This window comes from Nitrosomonas aestuarii (assembly GCF_003046585.1).
GTDB classification, from domain to species: domain Bacteria; phylum Pseudomonadota; class Gammaproteobacteria; order Burkholderiales; family Nitrosomonadaceae; genus Nitrosomonas; species Nitrosomonas aestuarii.
Genome location: NZ_QAAE01000006.1, coordinates 169,118 through 193,332 on the forward strand (window position 1 = coordinate 169,118; position 24,215 = coordinate 193,332).

A 24,215-nucleotide genomic window follows, 5' to 3' on the forward strand; every position below is an offset into this window, starting at 1 on the left:
TTATAAGGAAAACAATTTTTAAAAACGTGCAGCAATATTCATTTACTGCAACAAAATGAGCTGTGCAGCTGACACGAAAACATAGAAAGGCACACTTATGAGGTATCCTACTTGTTGTTTCTAAATAGTACTAAACTTATACATGATAAGAATAATTAAGCACAATATTTATTCAATTTTCTTTACAAAACCAAATTTTAATATTTTACAATAAAGCAACACATGATCTGCATGAGTTTATAGCATTTTACTATCCCTTAGAACAGCCCATTCTGATGTTGGGCGCACTCCACTCATATCTGTGTGCTGCACCGCATGTCACATCACTATATAAGCGTCAGATATTTAGTCATCAAATTGACGGCACACTGGTGGACCGCCGTTCTCCCTGAACAGTTTCAACGAGTTTGAGCGCTTGCAATTCCATTTCAATTGCCAGTGCATCGACTTTTGCGCGGAAATGACGGTAGAAAATCATACTTGGTATAGCAACCAGTATACCAAAGGCAGCATTATACAACGCTACAGAAATCCCGTAGGCCAGTTGCCCAGGATTACTGCCTGCCGGCGAATTAGACCCGAAGATCTCAATCATACCGACCAGAGTCCCGAACAATCCCATTAACGGACTAAGCGCTGCAATGGTACCAAGTGTTGTTAAATAGCGATCCAGATCGTGCGTAACAACACGCCCCGCCTCTTCAATAGATTCCTTCATGATCTCACGCGGACTATTTTCATTTTGTAATCCTGCTGCAAAAATCCGTCCTAACGGGGAATGCTGCTGGAGCTTTGAAATCATATCAAGTGTCACACCGCTCCTTTTATATTCATTCAATACTCTCGGCAACAAATCTCTTGGCACAACAACACGTTGACGCAACGACCACATCCGTTCACCAATGATACCTACAGCAATGATGGAAGCAAAAATAATAGGCCAAACAGGCCAACCCGCTGCTTCAATTAAAGATAACACGCAAAACTCTCCTCATTAATCAGACCGAATGCTTTTGATACAAAAAAATCATGTATCCTAAAACCCAAACCAGTACATAATGTATCCTGTCGATTTGTTTTCAGCAACAATCCTTTTTATTTTGTTCACAAATTCTGTGCATAACTTTGTGAATATCTTTTGAGAATCAATATTAAGTCACCAAATAAAAAAAGATTTTTATAGATGGCTGCATTTTAAGTAAATTTGATAAGATTAATACAAACAATGTGTTACACCAAACGCCATGATTGTAAAATTGTCAGGCCTATTATCCGCTCATTTACACCCAAACATGTGGATTAATATCAAATATTAGTATGCAATTGTCACCAAAACTTGAGATTTCGCATAAGATTATAACGGTAAGCGAATTGAATCGCCATGCCAAAACCGTTTTGGAAAATACCATACCATTGCTCTGGGTAAATGGTGAGATTTCAAATCTAAGGCAATATCCTTCAGGGCACTGGTATTTTTCACTTAAGGATACTCATGCACAAGTGCGTTGTGTCATGTTCCGGCACAAAAACCAGTATATTGAATGGCAGCCTCAGGAAGGTGGGCAAGTAGAAGTGCTTGCGTTAGTAACGCTGTATGAAACGCGTGGCGATTTTCAACTGAATGTAGAAACCATGCGCCGTGCCGGTCTGGGGGCATTATTTGAAAAATTCGAACAACTCAAGACACGACTGGAACAAGACGGTTTGTTTGACGCTGCCCGCAAAAAAAAAATACCCACCTTTCCCCGGCAAATCGGTATTATTACTTCTCCAGCTACGGCTGCCTTGCATGATGTAATCACCACCTTAAGGCGCCGCATGCCCATGCTGCCGATTGTCATTTACTCCACACCCGTTCAAGGCAAAGATGTCGCAAAAAGTATTGCTGCATCCATTGCAACTGCGTCCCGGAGACGGGAGTGTGATATATTGATTTTATGCAGAGGTGGTGGCAGCATTGAGGATTTATGGGCATTTAATGAAGAACTCGTCGCACAGGCCATCGCAGCCTGTACAATACCTGTCATCAGCGGCATAGGCCACGAAACCGATTTTACCATTGCCGACTTTGTTGCCGACATACGGGCCCCCACACCGACTGGCGCCGCTGAATTGGCCAGCCCGGAAATGAAAGAACTGCAACAACAGCTCAACAGACAATACAAAATGCTGCAACACACAATGCTGCATCATCTGGAAAACCGCATGCAGCGAGTTGATCTGCTCGCTCATCGTCTCATTCATCCGGGCGAACGTATTAACAATCAATTTGCACATCTTCAGCATTTACGCGAACGATTGACCGGAAACTGGACTTATCAAATCGAAAGCAAATTCTGGAAAATTAAAGTATACGAGCAACGGATTTTATCCAACCGTCCCGACTTCACTCAGCTAACCGAACAACAGAGCAGATTGACCGCACAGTTGCAACAAACTTTTTCTCATTACGTTGATCTCCTTGTCAGTCAATTACAGCATCGGCAGGTCAAATTAACGCACTTAAATCCTCAATCAATCTTGGATCGAGGGTACAGCATTACTTATTCTCTGCAAGATACGGTTGTACGGAATGTTAATCAAATCCATATAGGCGATAAAATTCAGGTAAAATTCGCCCGAGGGCAAATCGATGCAGCAGTAATAAAAATTAAAAAAAGATAACTGCGGAAAAATCCTCGACAAACGAACGGCCTAATAATCAGTTAAACTCAACAACTCCCAAAAGGAAAATTCTATGCATAAAACCTTTCTGTTACTGGGTGCCATCAATATCTTTTTTTGTATTGCTCTGGGCGCTTTCGGCGCACATGGTTTAAAAAATATACTCAGCAACGATATGTTGAGTATTTTCCATACCGGCCTGCAATATCACATTTATCATGCACAAGGCCTGCTATTTATTGGATTGCTATTGTTGTATTATGCCAAATCACGTCTTATTGAACTGTCCGGCTGGCTCATGCTACTAGGCATCGTACTGTTTAGCCTAACCCTGTATGTGATGAGCCTGACCGAGCTGCGTATTCTGGGCATGATCACACCATTTGGTGGCGCATCCTTTATGATAGCCTGGATTGTATTGGCCGTTGCACTATGGAAAGCAAAATAACCATCCCACTGTTAATTGCTTTTAAAATCTATTGAAACCAGATTCATTGCAATTTTTTGCCCCCTGCCCGCGAGGGCTGGAATGTGTATTAGCCGAAGAATTGATAAAAATAGGTGCCAAATCAATCAAATCAGCTAATGGCGGCGTACACTTCAAAGGAAGTTGGGAAACCTGTTATCAAGCTAATCTAGAAAGCCGTATCGCGAGTCGTATTTTATGGCAGATAGCCCAAAAATCATACCGCGATGAACAAGACATCTACAACACAGCTTATGCATTCGCCTGGCATGAATGGTTTTTACCCGAACTAACCATACGCGTCAATTTGGCTGCTATTAAATGTCCATTGCGCAGTCTTGATTTTATTACGCTGAAAATCAAGGATGCCGTATGTGACAAGTTCCGGAAAACAACCGGAAAACGTCCCAGCATCAGTACCATACAGCCCGATATTCGCATTCATGGCTTTCTGGATGCACAGGAATTTACGCTGTATTTGGATACTTCCGGCGACGCTTTATTCAAACGCGGAAATCGAAAAACTGCTGGCGATGCACCCTTGCGCGAAAACCTAGCAGCCGGCATCTTGCAATTAACCGGCTGGCAACCGGAAACGCCACTACTGGATCCGATGTGTGGCAGCGGTACTTTCTTGCTCGAAGCTGCACAAATCGCACTGAATATTCCACCTGGATCACAACGTCGCTTTGCCTTTGAGAAATTCAAGCAATTCGACCAGACTTTATGGAACAAGCTTAAAAATAAAGCACTTTCAGGACAGTTATCAGTATCCCTGCAATCCATTTACGGCAGTGATCTATATGGCTATGCACTGACAGACGCCCGCACTAACCTGGAAGCAGCGGGATTACTTGATGCAGTACATTTGAAACAAGCCAATATACTGGAAATATCTGCGCCGGAACCTCAAGGTGTTTTGGTCACCAACCCGCCTTACGGTGTGCGTATCGGTGATACTGAATCATTAATTGAGCTTTATCCAAAATTAGGCGATGTACTCAAAAACAAGTTCAGTGGCTGGCACGCCTATATTTTCACCACCGATCCATCGCTTCCCAAAACAATTCGCCTAAAAGCATCTAAACGTACACCGTTGTTTAACGGCGCACTGGAGTGTCGCCTGTTGGAATATAAACTGATAGCAGGCAGCATGCGAAAAACAAGAAATGACACATCCACAAATTAGCTAAGAAATTAGAATATCTAGTCTAGGTAACTTCCAGACCGCTCACTGTTCTGGTCAAACCAAACCAGACACTTTTATTTGAGACAATTCATATTTGATTGGTGACATTCCAATATGGCTGAGTGTAACCGTTCATTGTTGTAGTAACCTGTAAAAGCGTCATTACGCGGGGACTTTGTGTAACACCCTGACTGTAAGATCACGAGTCTGGCAATGAATCAATTATCGCTATGCTACAGCGAACGATAATTTCTACCGCTGAACTCTTAGGGTACTGGTCTGCATATTTTCTCTCAACCATACGTATCTAACGCCTGCTGGACTTAATTCAATCTGGTGATTTGCTTTGAGTTGAGCAGCCTGCGGTCCTTGTATAGGGTTTGGCGTGACACACCGCTAATTCGGGCTGCTTCAGCTACATTTTGCAGTTTTTCAGTAAGCGCTATCGCATCGACTTTCTTTTGTATTTCCAGATCTACCATAGAAGGCCTGGTTGGCTCAACAACTTCGGATACTGCCAGGTTGCCTTCCAGCAAAATATGCAATGAAACCGTCATCACAAGACTTTCTGATTTCGATTTTTTGTTTCGCAATAGAATGCTTGAGAGGTGATTCAATGAAGTAAAACTTGTTGCCATAGCTAAACGTGTGGTTATGCCTGATTTTCCGATATTCTTTCAAGACAACAAAGATTTTCTAAATTGATGTGTTCAGGGATTGACGTGAACTCAGAGGTGTCATTTTTAGAAATAACCTGGATGTGACTGCGCCAAAATGTTGGAATAAAAACATCCTGAAAATAGCGATTAGCGTTATCCATATCTTTGATTCTATTGAGTCTTAATTCAGAAATGAGTCTGTCCTGGAAGGTATTGAATGAACGTTCGATTCTCCCTTTTCCTTGCGGTGAGTCAGCAAATATGATCTCGATGCCTAACTCGTTACAGGCGCGTTGCATCTGAGAAGTTACACCGTTTAGGCCCACCAAATATGCCGGCTCTTTCGACGTAGAGCGCTTTAAACAGACCTTTTTGATCAATTTAATAAGCACCTTGAAGCTGCTTATTAAAAGCACCCACTTCCGATTCTATGACAACTGTCAACATTTTGCGTGCACCTTCTTGCAACACTTCCTGTAACGGATCCTTTTGTTCTGGTATATTTCAGCTTGAAAACATGACTATCTGCCTTGCGGTGTTTTCCTCTTTTTATTTGTCGATCTGCCGAGATCTTTACCAACAGGTTCGCCCCCTTTCTTCTCGCTTGTCATGCAACAGAAATGATCATAACTCGTGCAACGGCTACTTCCAGTGATAAAGCATATTGCTACGAATACCTAATGAATCCACAGTCTTCTGTACGCTGCTACCCTGTTCCGTAATCAATTGTCAACGGCAACTTAATTCTGACCCACTTTTCTGGTAAAACGGCAATATAAAATTGATCCACCCTTAGCGTTTTATTGCTTATTGTGTCACTTGTTGGTTAGTAACTGGCATAGTGCCAGCCGCCTTCTTTCCTTTTAATCGGTAACTATTTCCGGATATCTGAGCGATATGTGCATGATGCAGCAGTCTATCGAGCAAGGCTGCAGTTAAAGTCTGATCATCTGCGAAGGCGGTTGACCACTGCGAAAACGGCAAATTGCTCGTCACAATGACACTGCCATGTTCATAGCGTTTGGCAATGACATTAAAGAATAGGTTTGCTTCTTCTCTTCCGAATGGCAAGTAGCCGATTTCATCAATAACGAGGAGTTTAGGCGCCAGTATGCTGCGTTTGAGAAATGTTTCTAAACGGTCCAGTTTTTTTGCGGCGGCTAACTGCAACATGAGATCGGCAGCGGTAATGAAACGCGTTTTTATGCTACTCATGACAGCCTTGTAGGCCAGAGCAATCGCTAAATGACTTTTACCGACACCACTTGGGCCAAGCAGCACGATATTCTCGGCACGCTGGATAAAAGCAAGGCTGGTTAGTTCCTGTAGTTGCTTGCGCGGTGCACCGGTGGCAAATTTGAAGTCATAATCCTCGAAGCATTTGATTGACGGAAGCCCAGCGAACTTCAGAAAAGCATCACGCGTACGCTGATTTCTGGCCCTCAACTCAACATCTAACAGTTGCTCAAGGAAGTCTGCCAAAGTCGATTCATCAGTTGCGGATTTTTCCGCGATGGCTGGCCATTCCAGCGCCACGGCATTCAGCTTAAGTGTTTCACAGGCTTGTTGTATTCTATCCATCTGCAGATTCATAATGCGACCTCCAACAGCTGATCATAGGTGCTGAGCGGATGCTGAAGACTTTCGATGGGGAGAGCCTGCCTATGGCTTCGCGGTTTGGTCTGATTAACCATCTCGTGAAGGGACGGCAGCGGCATTAAACTGAGCTGCTCTTTATCCAGCAGTACCTGCGGCTTTTCACCCGTTGTGCCATGAATACGTTGATGAGCGATATCCGCGAGCCATGGACCCACTTGGGCATTGGCAATATCGACATCCAGTGCCAGTCCGGCCTGGTTCAGTGACGCGGCCAATGGCGTTATAAAGCTGCCTTTAAGGTAACCGTTGAATCGCTCGACTTTACCCTTGGTCTTGGCACGGTAAGGACGACAGGCCCGCAATTTGAAGCCATAGTCCCGCGCCATCGCCAACAAACTGGCATTCCATCGATGCCGGCCCTCGCCAAAGGCATGACGTTCAATCATGACACACTTGGCATTATCAAATAGCATTTCGCGCGGCACGCCCCCAAAGTAATGCAGCGCGCCTTCAATGCCCGCCAACCAGTCCTCTTGACGCTCGTATTCACTGAAACGCACATAGCTGGCTCGGCTGTAACCCAGCGTCGCCACAAAGGCTTTGAGCTTGCAGTGCCCTCGGCGAATCGTAGTGAAGCCCACTTGCAACTGAATACCCGGCAGCGTTTCAAAGCGAACGACCGGGTCATCTATCTTCGGCTTAAATTGTCGAATATAGTGCTTCAGGATGCCATCTTTGCCTTGATAACCCTGCGTTTGTATCTCCCGAAATAAAACGGTGGCTGGTATCCAATCCGGTTTTGCCGCCGCAATACGATCACGCAAATACGGTTTAAATGCATCCAGTTTAGATACCCTGGTGTCACGTTGTTTATAGCTCGGCGTTTTGGCGATATCGCGCAGATAACGACGCGCCGTATTGCGCGATATATTCAATTCTTTGGCGATACCGCGAATGCTCATACCTTGTCGGTGTAAAACATGTATTTCCACTAATTTCTCCTGAGTCAACATCTCATCGACACCGCCTTCTTTTATAAAAAATGGCGGCAATTGTGCCTCACAGGTGGGTCAATTTTAAATTGTCGGTGACAAATGCGACCGCTTCTTCTTTAAATAACCTCGAATAATGTTTGCAAACTGGCTTTACTTTCATAACCACCTCGATCAGTGACATTAAAATCGTCTCTCATCAATGTGTCTAGTGTCATTAAATCAGAACATATCGTATGATGTATCCGAGAATGAGACAGAAGCGACAAATATGAAAAAATTGATGAATTGGGTTATGCGAATATGGTCAATTACGTCATGGAACACATAGATCGAGCGTTCAAATTATTACTCAAGAATCACTACATTGATGACCTAAACACACACGCTGGCGTGATTTACGGCGTATGGGCAAACTATCGCCTCGCTTATCTGAATCCAGCGTGGTTTCGATTCGCTCTGGAGAATGGAGGAGAACCGCATATAACTGCTGACTGGGGTTTAGGTAGATCGATTCTGGATTGCATGTCGGGTGTAGTAAGAGAATTTTATAAAGCGAAGTTTGATAAGTGTCTTATGTCTCATGAGGTATGTAATCATCTGTACGAATGCTCAAGTAAAACTGTTTATCGGCGCTATCATCAGATAGTCTACCCTTTGGGGGACCGTGAAGGACTGTTATTTGTAAACTCACTCATCACCAATCGACCTCACGATAAAGAGAAACGCCCAGATAGAGATGCAAACGAATTGTTTTACGTGGACGAGAATGGTTTTATTTGTCAGTGTGCACTTTGCCGCAGGACAAAAAATCTTCGGGAAGCAGAACGATGGGATTGGGTACCTGAGTGGGTAAGGCAGTGTCCGGAGCACACTAGTCATACATTCTGCCCATCCTGCTTCGGCCATTACTTTCCATTGACTACTACGACAAGCAAAGGGAGGACTTGAACCAGCGACATGCTTTTATTGTTAGAAACCCACAATCTCGGGGGTATTAGAAACTCTGTGTCATTCCATTATGTGTGCTAGTGTCATTACCAAGGGAAACTGGTGGACTAATGAACAAGGGACTTTGTCGTAACTGTACTAATGCGTACTAATGCGTACTAACTCAAACTTAATCTGACAGAATATTCAATAGCCTCGATTAAGAGCTACTGCGTGTACGCCTGAGCAACGCGTACTTTCCCTAGAATTAACAGAAATGTATCGCAGGTCGACTTCTACAGAATTTTAAGTAATTAGGCAAGCCTCCATTTAGAGAAATTCTCTCTTGGAGGCTTGGAAATTAACCAGCAGACTTCCCTGAATGTTTAATCAGTATCAGCTCTGCGTGGTTGACAATAACAAATCATTGAGCCGCTTAACAAAGGCTGCAGGGTCTTCCGGTTGACCGCCTTCAGCAAGCAACGCCTGGTCAAATAAAATATGACTCCAGTCTTCAAAATGTGCGTCTTCTAATTTAAGTCGCTTGACCATAGGATGGTGTGGGTTAATTTCCATGATCGGCTTAGAATGATTCACATTTTGACCCGCTTGTTTTAATAAACGCTCCAGATTTCCACCCATGTCGTGTGTATCTGCAACAAGACAGGCAGGTGATTCTGTCAAACGCAAAGTTACCCGGATATCCTTCACCTTATCTTCCAGTGTTTTTTTCATCCGCTCTACCAAATCCTGGCATTCATCTGCTTCTTTCTTCTGTGCTTCTTTCTCAGCCTCGTCTTCCAGGTTACCCAGATCCAATCCTCCTTTGGCAACAGATTGCAACTGCTTACCTTCAAATTCAGTCAAGTGGCTAACCAGCCATTCATCTACCCTGTCTGCGAGCAAAAGTACCTCAATGCCTTTCTTACGGAATACTTCCAGATGCGGACTGCTTTTAGCAGCTTTAAGACTATCCGCTGTTACAAAATAAATTTTTTCCTGGCCCTCTTTCATACGGCCAATATAATCTTCCAGAGAAACTGATGGCTCATCCACTTCGCTGACTGTAGTTACAAACCGCAGCAGCTTGGCAATGCGTTCGCGATTGATAAAATCCTCACCGACACCTTCTTTTAACACCTGGCCAAACTCTTTATAGAAGGTTTTGAATTTATCTTTTTCGTTATCCGTTTTGCCTTTTGCCAGATCTTCTATCAAGCCTAAAACTTTTTTTATAGACCCGGCTCTGATTGACTCAATATCTTTCGATTCCTGCAATATTTCGCGGGAGACATTCAACGGCAGGTTATTAGAATCAATGACACCGCGCACAAATCGTAAATAATTTGGCATCAGTTTTTCGGCGTCGTCCATGATGAACACGCGTTGTACATACAGTTTAATGCCATGGCGATGCTCACGATCAAATAGATCAAATGGCGCGCGAGATGGAATATAAAGCAATTGAGTATATTCCTGTCTGCCTTCTACTCGGGCATGCACATAAGTCAACGGGGGTTCAAAGTCGTGGGCAACATGTTTATAAAACTCCTGATACTGTTCGTCCGTTATCTCATTTTTAGGACGTGCCCATAACGCATTGGCCTGATTGGTAGTTTCATCCTCATCTGTAATCTTATTTTTCTTTTCTTCATCTGACCATTCTTCCTTTTTCATCAGAATCGGCAAAGTAATATGATCGGAATATTTTCGAATTATATTGCGCAAGCGCATACCGTTCAGCAAATCATCTTCGCCTTCGCGCAAATGAAGTATAACCTCTGTCCCTCGCGTTTCCTTGTTGATAGTTTCAAGTGTGTAGTCACCCTCACCACTGGATTCCCAGCGTACTCCGTGTTCTGCAGTCAATCCCGCACGTCTTGTATTAAGTGTCACCTTGTCTGCAACAATAAAAGCAGAATAAAATCCGACACCAAATTGACCGATCAAATGTGCGTCTTTAACCTGATCGCCGGTTAATGAATTAAAAAATTCACGTGTGCCTGATTTCGCAATTGTCCCGATGTGATCTATGACTTCCTGCCGGGACATGCCAATTCCGTTATCTGTAATGGTTATGGCGCGCGCCTCCAGATCATAGCTGACTTGTATTTTTAGATCAGAATCCGCTTCATAGAGCGCTGCATCCGTCAGGCCTTCAAAACGCAATTTATCTGCAGCATCCGATGCATTAGAGATCATTTCACGCAAAAATATTTCCTTATTACTGTATAAGGAATGAATCATCAACTTTAGAAGTTGTTTAGCCTCAGTCTGAAAACTCAGATGCTCTTTTATTGTTTCAGCTTGCACAGTGTTCTCCAAATAAAAATCAGGATTTTGGTAATGGGGGCGAAATTTTGTATTTCAAGTAATATTGAAGCAATTTTCCACAAACCTGAGGTCTTTATAATCCAGAAATAATAAACAGTGCAGATCTGTCCAGAAAGTTTATTTCAGCAGGTTTGTATCTACCGGTACAAAATATTGCCTTCCTCTGCTCGAGCATTATTAAATCACATTGAATTTTGAATGGCGTAGAGGCTTAATCCCATCAACGATTGTGGGAATATGCCTAGCGCAAGAACAGCCAGTCCATTGGCGCTGATCAACACTTTTACATCATTGTTAACAATAATCGGATCTTCTGTATCAGGCGCATCAAAATACATGAATTTAACAATTCGTAAATAATAAAACGCCCCGATTAATGAGAAAATAACAGCCGCAATAGCCAACCAGATAAATCCGGCATTAACGACAGCCTGTAACACTGCAAATTTGGCATAAAAACCAACCATGGGCGGAATACCCGCCAAAGAGAACATGATCAGCATTGTCATAAATGCATACCATGAATTTCTTTTGCTAAGCCCTTTAAAGTCACTGATATTTTCAGCCTCAAATCCACTGCGTGACAAAATCATTATCATGGCAAAAATGCCAAGTGTCATGAGTACATAGGTAAATACATAGAATAGAGACGAACTATACCCATTCCAATCAGCACTGATAAAACCAAGTATCAGAAAACCCATGTGAGAGATTGTCGAATACGCTAGCATTCGCTTAATATTGGTCTGTGCAATTGCTGCAATATTGCCGACCGCCATCGACAACACCGCCAGAATCACTAACATGCCTTGCCAGTCAGTGACCATCCCCCCCATTCCTTCAATGAGTAATCGCATGACGAAAGCAAAAGCTGCAAACTTGGGAGCAGAACCAATGAAGAGAGTTATTGCCGTTGGCGCGCCTTGATAAACATCAGGCGCCCACATATGAAAAGGAACAGCGCTGAGCTTAAAACCAATACCAGCTACTATAAAGACCAAGCCAATAACCAGAACCTCATGATTACCAACACCGTTTTGTATTGCCTCCGCCACTTTACTGACATGTAACGATCCGGTCGCACCGTATACCATAGACATACCATATAACAGGAAACCCGAGGCCAATGCGCCCAAGACAAAAAATTTCATAGCAGCTTCCGTTGCCACAATGGAATCACGCTTCAAGGCGACCAAAGCATATAATGACAACGATAACAGTTCCAGACCTATATACAGCGTGAGGAAGTGACTGGCAGAAATCATTACCATCATTCCAAGCGTTGCAAACAATATCAGGCTGAAAAATTCACCTGTCAAAATGCCTCGCTCTTTCACATAGGTATAGGAATAAACCAACACAGCGGATACCGTAATATATACCATTATTTTCAGGATATCTGCCATCGCATCATCTACAAACATGCCCGAAAAAGTATAAGTTGTTTCAGTCGAAAATGAAATAAAAGTCAGAAATGCGCATCCCAAAAGTATCGCCTGAGTTAACAAGTAAGTTATGTAGCGTCTTTTTTCTCCAGTTGCCAGATCTACCAGCATGACCACGCACACCATTACAAGTAAAAATATTTCAGAATAGGCTGGTGTAAAATCAGGTGGTATAAAATTCATTAAACGTTCATCCTCATCTCGAGAAATTTATTATTCTGGTTTTTATTTACAACTTGCTGTTACCAACATGCTCTAGCAAATTTTCAACGCTTGCATGCATTACCTCTGTCAGTGGAAAGGGGTAAACACCTAGCCATAACACCGCTATCGCCAGAATGGCAAGCAATACGAATTCGCGCTTGGAGATATCGTGCAACCCCTCAACCGCCGGAGTGGCTACTGCCCCAAATATGACACGTTTATACATCCATAAGGTATAAGCTGCCCCAAAAATAAGTGTTGTTGCAGCTAAAAATGCATACCAGAAATTAACTTTTACTGCCCCCATTATTACCATGAATTCGCCGACAAAACCACTAGTGCCGGGTAAGCCAGCATTCGCCATCGCAAATAACATAAAGAATGCTGCAAAAATAGGCATTTTATTAACGACACCACCATAATCTGCTATTTGTCGTGAATGAAGCCTGTCGTATAACACACCAACGCACAGAAACATGGCACCGGATATAAAACCGTGGGAAATCATTTGCACCATGGCACCCTCAATGCCATAGGCGTTAAACAGGAAAAACCCGAGGGTTACAAAACCCATATGCGCTACCGATGAATATGCAATCAGTTTCTTCATATCAGTTTGCATTAACGCGATGAGTCCAATATACACCACCGCAATCAGCGACAGTACTATCATCATTTCCGCCAGGTAATGGCTAGCATCAGGTGTTATAGGTAATGAGAATCTCAGAAAACCATATCCACCAAGCTTAAGCATAATTGCAGCCAAAACGACCGAACCGCCTGTAGGTGCTTCCACATGAGCATCTGGCAACCAGGTGTGCACTGGCCACATGGGAACCTTCACGGCAAAAGCAAGCAGGAAGGCAATAAATATTAAGACCTGCGATTTAAACGGTATAGGTTGTTGATGATAATCCTCAATGGAAAAACTGCCGCCTGAAGACTGATAAAGATAAATAAAGGCAATCAGCATCAGCAAAGACCCTAGTAGGGTATAGAGGAAAAATTTTATAGCTGCATATACTCTATTCGGACCACCCCAAATACCGATAATCAAAAACATCGGAATTAGGGATGCCTCCCAGAATACGTAAAAAAGCACAGCATCGAGCGATGCGAAAACGCCATTAACTATACCAGACATCAACAAAAATGCGCCCATGTATTGGGAAACACGGGTTTGAATTACTTGCCAACCTGCAATTACAACCAATGGCGTTGTGAAGCAATTCAACAAAATCAATGGCATAGAGATACCATCTACGCCGATGTGATAATTGACGTTAAAACGCTGAAACCAAGTACGATTCTCCACAAACTGCATCGCACTTGTTGCGGCATCAAACTCTGTATACAAAGGTATCGCTACCAAAAAACCCATTATTGATCCTGCGAACGCAATCCAGCGTGCTAGCTGTGCGTTGCGATCACCCCCGGTAGCTAATACTGCTATACCAACCAGAATTGGCAACCAAATAATCAAACTTAAGAGTGGGAAACCAAACAACATGTTTATTCCGTTTTAATTGTTAGTGTTTATTAGTTCCAAGTATCAGAAGAGATTCGCTGTGTTACTAAGCATAAATACTTAATACAGCCACAGGGTCAGGATTGCAAAGATACCGACTATCATAGTGAATGCATAGTGGTAGATATAACCGGTCTGGAAACGTTTAACCAATGTTGCAGTCCATGCAACCAGTTTGGCTGAGCCATTCACCATAATACCGTCTATAATTTTAGTATCACCAAACTTCCACAACACGGTACCTAGCGCACGTGTACCGCCTGCAAATAACCATGAATATAATTCATCTATGTAGTATTTCCGATCCAGTAAAGTATAAATGGGCCCGCTGACCGCTTTTATCTTACCCGGAATATCCGTTCTAACCGTATACAAATACCAAGCTGTAAATATACCCCCAACAGACAACCAGAACGGGGCGGTAGATAGAGCATGAACCATCATGCCGCCAATGCCAGTAAACTCTGCACCGAGTTTTTCTATTGCATCATGCTCAGGGAGCACGTAAATCACGTTATTAAAATAATCACCAAAAACTATCGGACCGATAAACCAGCCAGCAGCGACCGTTGGTATCGCCAATATCACCAGCGGTAGCGTAACGACCCAGGGCGATTCATGCAAATGTTCTTTTGTATGCTCATCCATACGTGGCTGCCCATGAAATGTCATAAATAGCAACCTGAATGTATAGAGTGCAGTAACAAACACCGTCGCCAAAACACAGAAATAAGCAAAGCCAACACCAGGTATATCTGCAAATCCTACTGCCTCAATGATGGCGTCTTTTGAGAAAAAACCTGAAAATCCTGGTACCCCTGCACTCGCTAACGCTGCTATAAACATAGTCCAGTATGTAACGGGCATATATTTCTTCAGGCCACCCATTTTTTCCATATTTTGTTCATGATGCATCGCAATAATGACAGAACCTGCACCCAGGAATAACACTGCCTTAAAGAATGCATGCGTCATTAAATGAAAGATTGCCGCAGAGTAAGCTGATGCGCCGAGGGCAACAGTCATATACCCCAGTTGCGACAGCGTCGAATAAGCTACTACCCGCTTGATATCATTTTGCACAACGGCCACTAACGCCATAAATAGTGTCGTTATACCTCCGACTACAAGTATGGTTGAAAGTGCCACATCGGAAAGTTCGAACAACGGCGACATACGCGCAACCATAAATATTCCCGCAGTGACCATTGTAGCCGCATGAATCAGGGCAGAAATAGGTGTTGGCCCTTCCATCGAATCAGGTAACCAGACATGTAGTGGAAACTGAGCAGATTTCCCCATTGCTCCGATAAAGAGCAATATGCAAATAACAGTAATAACTAGCCACGATGCTCCAGGTACCACTTCGATGGTCTCTGCCACAACATCGGGAGCTTGTTCGAATACGGTAGCATAATCCAAAGAACCAAAATACATCAGTACCAAGGCTATGCCCAGCAGAAATCCAAAGTCACCTACTCTATTGACCAGAAATGCTTTAAGATTGGCATAGATTGCTGTTGGCCGAGTATACCAAAAACCAATCAACAAATAAGACACCAGTCCCACCGCTTCCCACCCAAAAAACAATTGGAGGAAGTTATTCGACATGACCAGCATCATCATTGAAAACGTAAATAAAGAAATATAGCTAAAAAACCGTTGGTAGCCAGGATCGCCATGCATGTAACCGATGGTATAGATGTGCACCATCAACGACACCAGACTGACAACAACCATCATAGTGGCAGACAATTGGTCAATGAGAAATCCTATTTCAAAACGCGTGTCCCCGGTCACTAACCAAGTGTATACAGTACCGTTATATACATTCCCTTCTAAAACATCCAGAAAAATAATAAGGGATGCTATTAAGGAGACAAAGACCAGAGAAATAGTCACACGATGACTCCAAATCGTGCCAATGTAGCGGCCAAATAATCCGGCTGCAAGAGCCCCTATTAGCGGAGCTATTGGTACCAGCAAATAAAGTGTTTGCATCTCAATCTACTTTTTTATGTGTCAGTTATATATCTTTTTATTCAAATATGAATTGAAGTTACTAGCCTTTTAATTGATCCAGATCATCCACATTAATTGTACGTAAATTTCGGAATAAAACGACCAGTATTGCCAAACCTATTGCTGCTTCAGCTGCAGCTACGGTCAGAATGAAAAATACAAATATCTGCCCTGAAATATCCTGCAGATAATGTGAAAATGCTACGAAATTCATATTTACTGCCAACAACATCAGCTCAATCGACATCAGAATGATAATGACATTTTTTCTGTTGAGAAAAATACCCACAATGCCAATAGCAAATAATATTGCACCAAGCACTAGATAATGAGATAACGATACCAAGCTAACTACCTCTTTTTTTATTATTCAAGATTGTGATCAGTATTAACACAGATATTTAATTCTTTTTATCTGCTGGCATTGAAATTATTCGTAGGCGATCTTTTTTGTTAACACTGACTTGCTTAGCAACATCAAGCGTTTTCTTGTCTTCACGATGACGCAGTGTCAACGCAATGGCTGCTACCATTGCGACCAACAAAAGCACCGCCGCCAACTCAAACGCATAAACATATTCTGTGTACAGCAAGCGCCCCAATTCCTTAGTGTTACTGTAGTCAGCCGCTTTAGGTTCAGGTGCAGGCATTTCTTCCAGACTAAAATGTTGCCCAAGCATAATCATGGCGATTTCTACAACCATTACTAGTGCTACCAGTCCACCCAAAGGGAACCATTTCCAGAAACCTTCCCGCAGTTTCTCCAGATTGATATCCAGCATCATCACGACAAACAGGAACAACACCATCACAGCACCAACGTATACAAGAACCAATGTAATAGCTAAAAATTCAGCTTCCAGCAATAACCATAAGCCCGCACATGTAACAAAAGCTAAAACAAGTAACAAAGCAGAATAAACTGGATTACGCACGGTAATCACACCTAGCGCCGATGCAATCAGTACTGTCGAAAAAAAATAAAAAATTATATCCTGAAAATTCATTCGTATTTACCGACTTATATCAACGATAATGTGCATCCGCTTCTCTGTCCTTGGCAATCTGCTCCTCATACCGATCACCAATCGCCAGCAGCATTTCTTTGGTGTAAATCAAATCACCTCTTTTTTCGCCATGATATTCAAGTATGCGAGTCTCAACAATCGAATCAACTGGACAGGATTCTTCGCAAAAACCGCAAAAAATGCATTTACTGAGGTCTATATCATAGCGGGTTGTTCGACGCGTACCATCTTCCCGTTGTTCTGAATCAATCGTAATAGCCATTGCTGGACACACTGCCTCACACAGTTTACATGCAATACATCGCTCCTCTCCGTTAGGATAGCGTCTTAATGCGTGTAACCCACGAAAACGCGGTGACTGCGGCGTTTTCTCTTCAGGATAATGCACAGTTATTTTGGGCTTAAACATATAGCGCCCGGTAACCATCATTCCTTTCCACAATTCCAGCAACAAAAAGGTGCTAAAAAACTTTTTGATTCGATTCATAACAAACCCTCTTTTTTAGAACCAGAGATTCAACGGAAATCCCTCGCGTACGGTTTGGGGTAGTTGCATCACTAAACCCAATACAACTATCCATACTAATGTGATAGGAATAAATACCTTCCACCCCAACCTCATAATCTGATCATAACGATATCTAGGGAATGTTGCGCGAAACCAGAGAAAGAAAAATAGCAAAAAAGCTATTTTTAACAATAACCATATAAACCCTGGAATCATGTTTAAAGGCGCAATATCCAGAGGCGGCAACCACCCCCCCAGAAACATGAGCGCTGTCAGAGTTGCCACCAATATCATATTGGCATATTCCGCAAGGAAAAATACGGTAAATGCCATTCCCGAATAATCTACATGAAAACCAGCCACAATTTCAGACTCGCCCTCGGCCACATCAAATGGTGCACGATTCGTTTCGGCCACACCTGATATAAAATACACCAGAAACATGGGAAACAACGGTATCAGATACCAGTGCAACATACTGCCTCCCTGTTGACCATTTACAATATCCCCCAAATTCAGGCTTTGTGACATCATGAGTACACATACCAAGGCAAAGCCCATGGCAAGTTCGTATGATACGACCTGCGCTGCAGATCGCATGGCGCCTAAAAATGCATATTTAGAATTTGATGCCCAGCCTGCAATAATTACGCCATAAATGCCCATCGATGTCATTGCCAGTATATAAAGTAATCCCGCATTAATATCTGCCAGCACCATTTCGGCGGAAAACGGTACTACAGCCCATGCTGCTAACGCGGGCATGATGGTCAGTATAGGCGCCAGTATAAAGAGAAATTTATTTGCCCCAGTCGGAATAACAATTTCTTTCATTAAAGCCTTTACTGCATCTGCAATCGGCTGTCCCCAGCCACGCAACCAAGGTATGCCAAAAAATGTCACGCGATTGGGCCCGACGCGTATTTGCATGTAGGCAATAATTTTGCGTTCTGCAAACGTAAGGTAGGCAACGCCAAGCAGCAATGGAACAATAATGGTAAAAATAAATGTCATATTTGTCGCAAGTGTGAACAACATGGCACCCCATTCAACGCCAAACAACTGTTCAAACTGCTGTTGCATAAATTCCATTAGATCGCGTTCCTTCCCATTACACTTTTTCTACCGATATTTCCCCGAACATCGCGCCTAGCTTGAACGTTTTGGGATGGGCGCAAGGTAACCGCACGCAATTGGCTGGTAATTTCTCATCACAAACTGCCTGCAGCTGTATAGCTTCATTTCCTTGCTTGATACTTATCTGATCTCCAGTACTGATTCCTAAAGTTTCCATCAATGCAGATGACAACTGAGCTTGTATTGATACTGCATCTCGTGTTTGTTGAAGTGATTGTGCCCGGCGCACTATAGGATCAGCCTGATAAATAGGCACCTCTCCAATACGTTGTATAGTATTCTTCCTATTCATCTGCAGATCAAAACCAGTAGTTCTAATGCTATTACTCATATACTTGTCCAGTTCTGTACCTTCAAAAAATATTGCATCGCGAACCTGTTCTGACGTTTCATAGTCAAAACCATCCAGTCTGAATAAATTTGCCATAACCCGCAGCACTTTCCACGCAGGCCTCGTTTCACCCTGTGGTGCAACAACACCATTAAAGCTCTGCACACGCCCCTCCGTGTTAACGAATGTGCCAGAGGTTTCAGTAAATGGCGCAATTGGTAGCAATACATTTGCATATTCTGGCGCATTCCCTCTATATGCACTCAGCGACACCACAAAATCTGATGATCTAATTGCGCTCATCGATTGCTGACCATCATAGGTATCAAACTCCGGTTCAATATTCATTAATATGAACCCGCGGCATTTATTGTCCGTCGATTGTTGCAACATTTGTGCTGCATTGTATCCGCTCATAACACCCGGATATAAATTGACCGCAGATGAAATGCCCGACAGATCCGGAACAGCACCTGCCACATATGCACCTACGCTGTTTGCCGCCTCACCCAAAATCCCAAAACTTGCACCCGTTACTTCAGCCAATGCGTTCGATAATATAAGAAATTTCGTATAATCCGGGTGGTGTTGCGCCATATTACCCAGATAAACTGCCGCTGGAGCATTCTCAATTAAACTCGTCGCAATGGCTTTCGCCGTTGCAGTTTCCTGAATCTGTACTGATGCCAGCAATGACTTAAACTTTTCTGATTCACTTACATCTTTTACATCTAACGCTGCTTTTAAAATGCCTGCCAATGTTTCAGCGATCTCATTCGGAGCAACAATGAACTTGTTTTCTATTTTTGTCAGCAAATCATCATCAACAGGATTAACAATATTGAGCTGCGCACCTTTCTTCACAGCCTGCCTCACTCGTTGCGCAAGCAATGGATGATCTTTGCGCAGTGTACTACCCACAATCAGCACTGATTTTAGTTCCGATAATTCCGCAATGCTTGTTCCTAACCATGGAATACCGTGCAATTGCTTATCTGCGCTAAAATCTGATTGGCGCAGACGGTGATCGACATTTCCACTACCCAGTCCACGCATCAATTTCTGTAAAAGATAAAGTTCTTCCGTTGTGCTGTGTGCGGATGTCAGCGCGCCCAGACTTTGAGCGCCAAACTCTTCTTTGATGTCGATAAGTTGATTAGCCGTATATTCCAATGCCTCCTGCCAATCACACTCCTGCCATTGACCATCACGTTTGATCATCGGCTGTGTCAAGCGGTCTTCTGAATTCAGACCTTCATAAGCAAAACGGTCTTTATCGGATAGCCAGCATTCGTTTATCGCTTCGTTGTCTCTGGGTAATACACGCATCACCCGGTTATGCTTTACTTGAACAATGAGATTAGAGCCCAGACCACAATGCGGGCTGATCGATTTTCTACGCGACAACTCCCAAGTGCGCGCAGAATAACGAAATGGTTTGCTGACCAACGCCCCCACCGGACACAAATCAATCACATTTCCGGACAATTCAGAGTCAACAGTTTTGCCTACAAAAGACAGGATCTCTGCGTGCTCGCCGCGCCCAGCCATACCAAGTTCCATAATGCCGGCAATTTCCTGACCGAAACGCACGCAACGCGTACAGTGTATACATCGCGTCATATCAGTTGAAATTAAAGGACCAAGATTTTTGTTAGCCACAACACGTTTGGCTTCTTGATAGCGCGAACCACTTGCACCATAACCGACAGCGAGATCTTGTAATTGACATTCACCAGCCTGATCGCAAATTGGGCAATCCAATGGATGATTAATCAATAAGAACTCCATCACTCCTTTTTGCGCCGTCACAGCCTGCTTTGAATGCGTGTAGACCTTCATACCATCCATAACAGGTGTAGCGCAGGCTGGCAAAGGTTTAGGTGCCTTCTCTACCTGAACCAGACACATACGACAATTTGCCGCGATGGATAATTTCTTGTGATAGCAAAAATGAGGGATATAGACTCCGACCTCTTTAGCACCATCCATGATAGTGCTGCCTTTGGGGACAGAAACTTGTTTACCGTCTATTTCAATATTGACCATCAGTTAAATTCTTGTTTTTAAAAGTTCGTATAAATAGTACAAGAGACTGCATTTCTCTACCGACTTATCATCAATTTATTCCGAGTTAAACAATTGATATTGTTTACACCATGCACTTCTTATGCTCTATGTGAAACGCAAACTCATCTCTAAAATGCTGAATCATAGCGCGAACAGGCATCGCAGCTGCATCCCCTAATGCACAGATTGTGCGCCCCTGAATATTGTCAGCAATGTTATCCAATAAATCGAGATCTTCTTGTCGTCCTTTTCCGTGTTCGATACGATTAATAATACGATATAACCATCCGGTTCCTTCTCGACACGGCGTGCATTGACCACATGATTCCTCAAAATAAAAATAGGACAACCGTTCAAGTGCTTTGACCATACAGGTTGTTTCATCCATGATAATAACGGCTCCGGAACCCAGCATTGAACCAGCCTTAGCGATAGAGTCATAATCCATATCTGTTTCCAGCATGATATCTCCAGGCAATACTGGCATTGACGACCCGCCTGGTATGCAGCCTTTTAATTTTCGGCCTCCACGTATACCTCCCGCCAACTCCAACAGTTCGGCGAAGGGCGTTCCAAGTGGAATTTCATAATTTCCCGGCTTATTTACATGACCGGATACTGAAAAAATTTTAGTTCCACCATTATTTGGCTTACCTAATTGCAAGTATTGTTCACCACCATTACGAATAATCCAAGGCACCGATGCAAATGTTTCTGTGTTGTTAATCGTCGTTGGCTTTCCATAAAGACCAAAGTTTGCAGGAAAAGGTGGCTTAAAACGCGGCTGTCCTTTTTTTCCTTCTATGGACTCAAGCAGCGCTGTTTCTTCCCCACAAATATATGCACCATAGCCATGATGATTATAAAGGTCAAAACTGAAAGAAGAACCAAGAATATTTTTCCCCAGATAACCGGCCGCACGCGCTTCATCTACGGCTTCTTCCATGCGTTCATAGGTTTCCCATATTTCGCCATGAATGTAATTATAACCAGCTTTAGCACCCATCGCATATGCAGCAATAACCATTCCTTCTATTAATATGTGCGGGTTATATCGCATTATATCGCGATCTTTAAATGTACCCGGCTCACCCTCATCAGAGTTACAAACGATATATTTATCACCCTGGTAATCCTTCGGCATAAAACTCCACTTTAACCCGGTAGGAAAACCTGCTCCACCACGTCCGCGCAATGCTGATTTTTTTACTTCTTCAATGATCTCTTCAGGTGTAATTTTATTTGCAAGAATTTTTCTGAGCGCTGCATATCCTTCACGGTTTTCGTAATTTTTTAATCGCCAATTATCAGGTTCAGATGCTTCCACTCCGTTGAGTAATGTAAGTGGATATTGTTTCATTTTTTCAATTCCTCCAACATTTCATCTATCTTCTCGCTGGACATGAAACTACACATACGTTTGTTGTTTACCAACATCACAGGTGCATCGCCACAAGCGCCCATGCATTCACCTTCCCGCAAAGTAAATTTCCCATCTGACGTAGTCTGATTAAATTCTATTCCTAAATTCTGTTTCAGATAACCCGCCGCGTCATTTCCCCCTGATAATGCACATGGCAAATTCGTACAGACAGTAATTTTGTACTGCCCTATAGGCTCGAGGTTATACATATTATAAAAAGTAGCAACTTCATAAACTGCTATTGCAGGCATATCCAGGTAGTCAGCAACGAAATTCATGGTCTCACTTGCCAACCACCCTTTTTCATCTTGCGCAATTGCCAAAGCTGACATGACTGCAGATTGTTTTTTATCAGCAGGATACTTTGCTATTTCACGATCAATTTTTTTTAAGGATTCAGCGCTCAACATCTCGATTATCTATCAATTTCACCAAATACTATATCTTGTGTACCAATGATTGCCACCACATCGGCGATCATATGACCGCGTGACATCTCGTCTAGCGCTGCCAGATGAGCAAAACCAGGCGCTCTAATTTTCAAGCGATAAGGCTTGTTGGCACCATTGGATACCAAATAAATACCAAACTCCCCTTTCGGGTGCTCAACACCAACATAGGCTTCACCAGGGGGCACATGAAAGCCCTCTGAGAATAACTTGAAGTGATGAATCATTTCTTCCATATTCTGCTTCATTGCGACCCGCGACGGAGGGGCAACCTTATGATTATCAGTAATGACCGGCCCTGGATTTTTGCGTAACCAATCAACACACTGCTTGATAATTCTGTTGGATTGTCGAAATTCCTCCATGCGCACTAAATATCGATCATAACAATCGCCATTTACACCCACCGGAATATCGAAATCAAGTTGATCGTACACTTCGTATGGCTGTTTTTTTCGCAAATCCCAAGCTACCCCCGAACCTCGCAACATTGGCCCAGTAAAGCCAAGTGCCTTAGCACGCCCAGGAGAAACCACACCGATATCCACCAAACGTTGTTTCCATATACGATTATCTGTCAGCAATGTCTCGTATTCGTCCACGTAAGTGGGGAATCGTTCGGTAAAGTCTTCAATAAAATCCAACAAGGAGCCTTCCCTGTTTTCATTTCTTGAACGTGTCTGTTTCTCACTGTGAATTTTTGACGACTGATATTGTGGCATTGTATCGGGCAAATCACGATAAACGCCACCTGGACGATAATAGGCTGCATGCAGTCTTGCACCTGATACTGCTTCATAGCAATCCATAAGATCCTCTCTTTCACGGAATGCATAAAGAAACATTGTCATTGCCCCCACATCCAACGCATGTGCACCAATCCACAATAAGTGATTTAAAATTCGTGTAATTTCATCAAACATCACACGAATATATTGCGCTCTTATCGGTACATCTATTTGTAGCAGCTTTTCGATAGCTAAGACATATGCATGTTCATTTACCATCATGGACACATAATCCAGCCGATCCATATACGGCACAGACTGAAGAAATGTTTTATTTTCCGCAAGTTTCTCAGTCGCACGATGCAAAAGGCCTATATGCGGATCGGCACGCCTGACAACTTCTCCATCCAACTCAAGCACCAGCCTCAACACACCATGCGCTGCTGGGTGTTGTGGGCCAAAATTCATGGTGTAATTTCTTATTTCTGCCATATATTGCTTTTTGTTTT

The 24,215-nt window shown here is 43.0% G+C and carries 20 protein-coding genes; 3 read left to right on the top strand and 17 right to left on the bottom strand.

Annotated features, from left to right (window positions below):
* Positions 1–352 precede the first annotated feature (352 nt).
* Complete coding sequence (locus C8R11_RS07405) at positions 353–979, bottom strand: MotA/TolQ/ExbB proton channel family protein (RefSeq protein ID WP_107795152.1); 627 nt, start codon at positions 977–979, stop codon at positions 353–355.
* A gap of 338 nt (positions 980–1,317) precedes the next feature.
* Here C8R11_RS07405 and xseA point away from each other — a divergent pair, with 338 nt between their 5' ends.
* The 3 genes from xseA (at position 1,318) to C8R11_RS07420 (ending at position 4,319) form a co-directional block, all read left to right on the top strand.
* Positions 1,318–2,664: an exodeoxyribonuclease VII large subunit gene (xseA, locus tag C8R11_RS07410; RefSeq protein WP_107795153.1), complete on the top strand. Its 1,347-nt coding sequence runs from the start codon at positions 1,318–1,320 to the stop codon at positions 2,662–2,664.
* Positions 2,665–2,737: 73 nt separating this feature from the next.
* Complete coding sequence (locus tag C8R11_RS07415; protein WP_107795154.1) at positions 2,738–3,112, top strand: DUF423 domain-containing protein; 375 nt, start codon at positions 2,738–2,740, stop codon at positions 3,110–3,112.
* A gap of 31 nt (positions 3,113–3,143) precedes the next feature.
* Positions 3,144–4,319 (top strand): THUMP domain-containing class I SAM-dependent RNA methyltransferase, encoded by a 1,176-nt coding sequence (locus tag C8R11_RS07420; RefSeq protein WP_107795155.1) that lies wholly within the window; start codon positions 3,144–3,146, stop codon positions 4,317–4,319.
* A gap of 323 nt (positions 4,320–4,642) precedes the next feature.
* Here C8R11_RS07420 and C8R11_RS16420 read toward each other — a convergent pair whose 3' ends face one another.
* From C8R11_RS16420 to C8R11_RS07500, 16 genes are all read right to left on the bottom strand, one after another.
* On the bottom strand, positions 4,643–4,876 hold the full coding sequence (locus C8R11_RS16420) for a hypothetical protein (protein WP_219908557.1): 234 nt from the start codon (positions 4,874–4,876) through the stop codon (positions 4,643–4,645).
* 95 nt (positions 4,877–4,971) lie between these two features.
* Positions 4,972–5,277, bottom strand: a complete 306-nt coding sequence (locus C8R11_RS16425) for a hypothetical protein (RefSeq protein ID WP_219908558.1) — start codon at positions 5,275–5,277, stop codon at positions 4,972–4,974.
* A 508-nt stretch (positions 5,278–5,785) separates the two neighbouring features.
* Positions 5,786–6,571, bottom strand: coding sequence for an IS21-like element helper ATPase IstB (gene istB / locus C8R11_RS07430; RefSeq protein WP_107795156.1), 786 nt, complete (start codon positions 6,569–6,571; stop codon positions 5,786–5,788).
* Positions 6,568–7,590: an IS21 family transposase gene (istA, locus tag C8R11_RS07435; protein ID WP_107795181.1), complete on the bottom strand. Its 1,023-nt coding sequence runs from the start codon at positions 7,588–7,590 to the stop codon at positions 6,568–6,570. Before istA ends, istB begins: the two co-directional genes overlap by 4 nt.
* 1,305 nt (positions 7,591–8,895) lie before the next feature.
* The gene (gene htpG / locus C8R11_RS07445) at positions 8,896–10,812 is read right to left on the bottom strand and encodes a molecular chaperone HtpG (RefSeq protein ID WP_107795158.1); all 1,917 of its coding nucleotides are present in this window, start codon (positions 10,810–10,812) and stop codon (positions 8,896–8,898) included.
* A 203-nt stretch (positions 10,813–11,015) separates the two neighbouring features.
* On the bottom strand, positions 11,016–12,461 hold the full coding sequence (nuoN, locus tag C8R11_RS07450) for an NADH-quinone oxidoreductase subunit NuoN (protein WP_107795159.1): 1,446 nt from the start codon (positions 12,459–12,461) through the stop codon (positions 11,016–11,018).
* 46 nt (positions 12,462–12,507) lie between these two features.
* A complete protein-coding gene (locus C8R11_RS07455) occupies positions 12,508–13,992 on the bottom strand; it encodes an NADH-quinone oxidoreductase subunit M (RefSeq protein WP_107795160.1) in 1,485 nt (494 codons plus the stop codon).
* A gap of 78 nt (positions 13,993–14,070) precedes the next feature.
* Positions 14,071–16,011, bottom strand: a complete 1,941-nt coding sequence (nuoL, locus tag C8R11_RS07460) for an NADH-quinone oxidoreductase subunit L (protein ID WP_107795161.1) — start codon at positions 16,009–16,011, stop codon at positions 14,071–14,073.
* A gap of 61 nt (positions 16,012–16,072) precedes the next feature.
* Positions 16,073–16,378: an NADH-quinone oxidoreductase subunit NuoK gene (gene nuoK / locus C8R11_RS07465; protein ID WP_090702804.1), complete on the bottom strand. Its 306-nt coding sequence runs from the start codon at positions 16,376–16,378 to the stop codon at positions 16,073–16,075.
* 55 nt (positions 16,379–16,433) lie between these two features.
* On the bottom strand, positions 16,434–17,039 hold the full coding sequence (locus C8R11_RS07470) for an NADH-quinone oxidoreductase subunit J (RefSeq protein WP_107795162.1): 606 nt from the start codon (positions 17,037–17,039) through the stop codon (positions 16,434–16,436).
* 19 nt (positions 17,040–17,058) lie between these two features.
* Positions 17,059–17,547 (bottom strand): NADH-quinone oxidoreductase subunit NuoI, encoded by a 489-nt coding sequence (nuoI, locus tag C8R11_RS07475; RefSeq protein WP_090702799.1) that lies wholly within the window; start codon positions 17,545–17,547, stop codon positions 17,059–17,061.
* Between the two features lie 15 nt (positions 17,548–17,562).
* Entirely contained in the window at positions 17,563–18,660 is a 1,098-nt protein-coding gene (gene nuoH / locus C8R11_RS07480; protein ID WP_090702797.1) for an NADH-quinone oxidoreductase subunit NuoH, read from the bottom strand.
* Between the two features lie 19 nt (positions 18,661–18,679).
* Positions 18,680–21,085 carry an NADH-quinone oxidoreductase subunit NuoG gene (gene nuoG / locus C8R11_RS07485; RefSeq protein ID WP_107795163.1) on the bottom strand — a complete coding sequence of 802 codons (2,406 nt, stop codon included), beginning with the start codon at positions 21,083–21,085 and terminating at the stop codon, positions 18,680–18,682.
* Between the two features lie 103 nt (positions 21,086–21,188).
* Positions 21,189–22,466 (bottom strand): NADH-quinone oxidoreductase subunit NuoF, encoded by a 1,278-nt coding sequence (nuoF, locus tag C8R11_RS07490; protein ID WP_107795164.1) that lies wholly within the window; start codon positions 22,464–22,466, stop codon positions 21,189–21,191.
* Positions 22,463–22,939 carry an NADH-quinone oxidoreductase subunit NuoE gene (gene nuoE, locus C8R11_RS07495; protein ID WP_107795165.1) on the bottom strand — a complete coding sequence of 159 codons (477 nt, stop codon included), beginning with the start codon at positions 22,937–22,939 and terminating at the stop codon, positions 22,463–22,465. The genes nuoF and nuoE overlap by 4 nt, the downstream gene beginning before the upstream one ends.
* Before the next feature lie 5 nt (positions 22,940–22,944).
* On the bottom strand, positions 22,945–24,198 hold the full coding sequence (locus C8R11_RS07500; RefSeq protein WP_107795166.1) for an NADH-quinone oxidoreductase subunit D: 1,254 nt from the start codon (positions 24,196–24,198) through the stop codon (positions 22,945–22,947).
* Positions 24,199–24,215 lie beyond the last annotated feature (17 nt).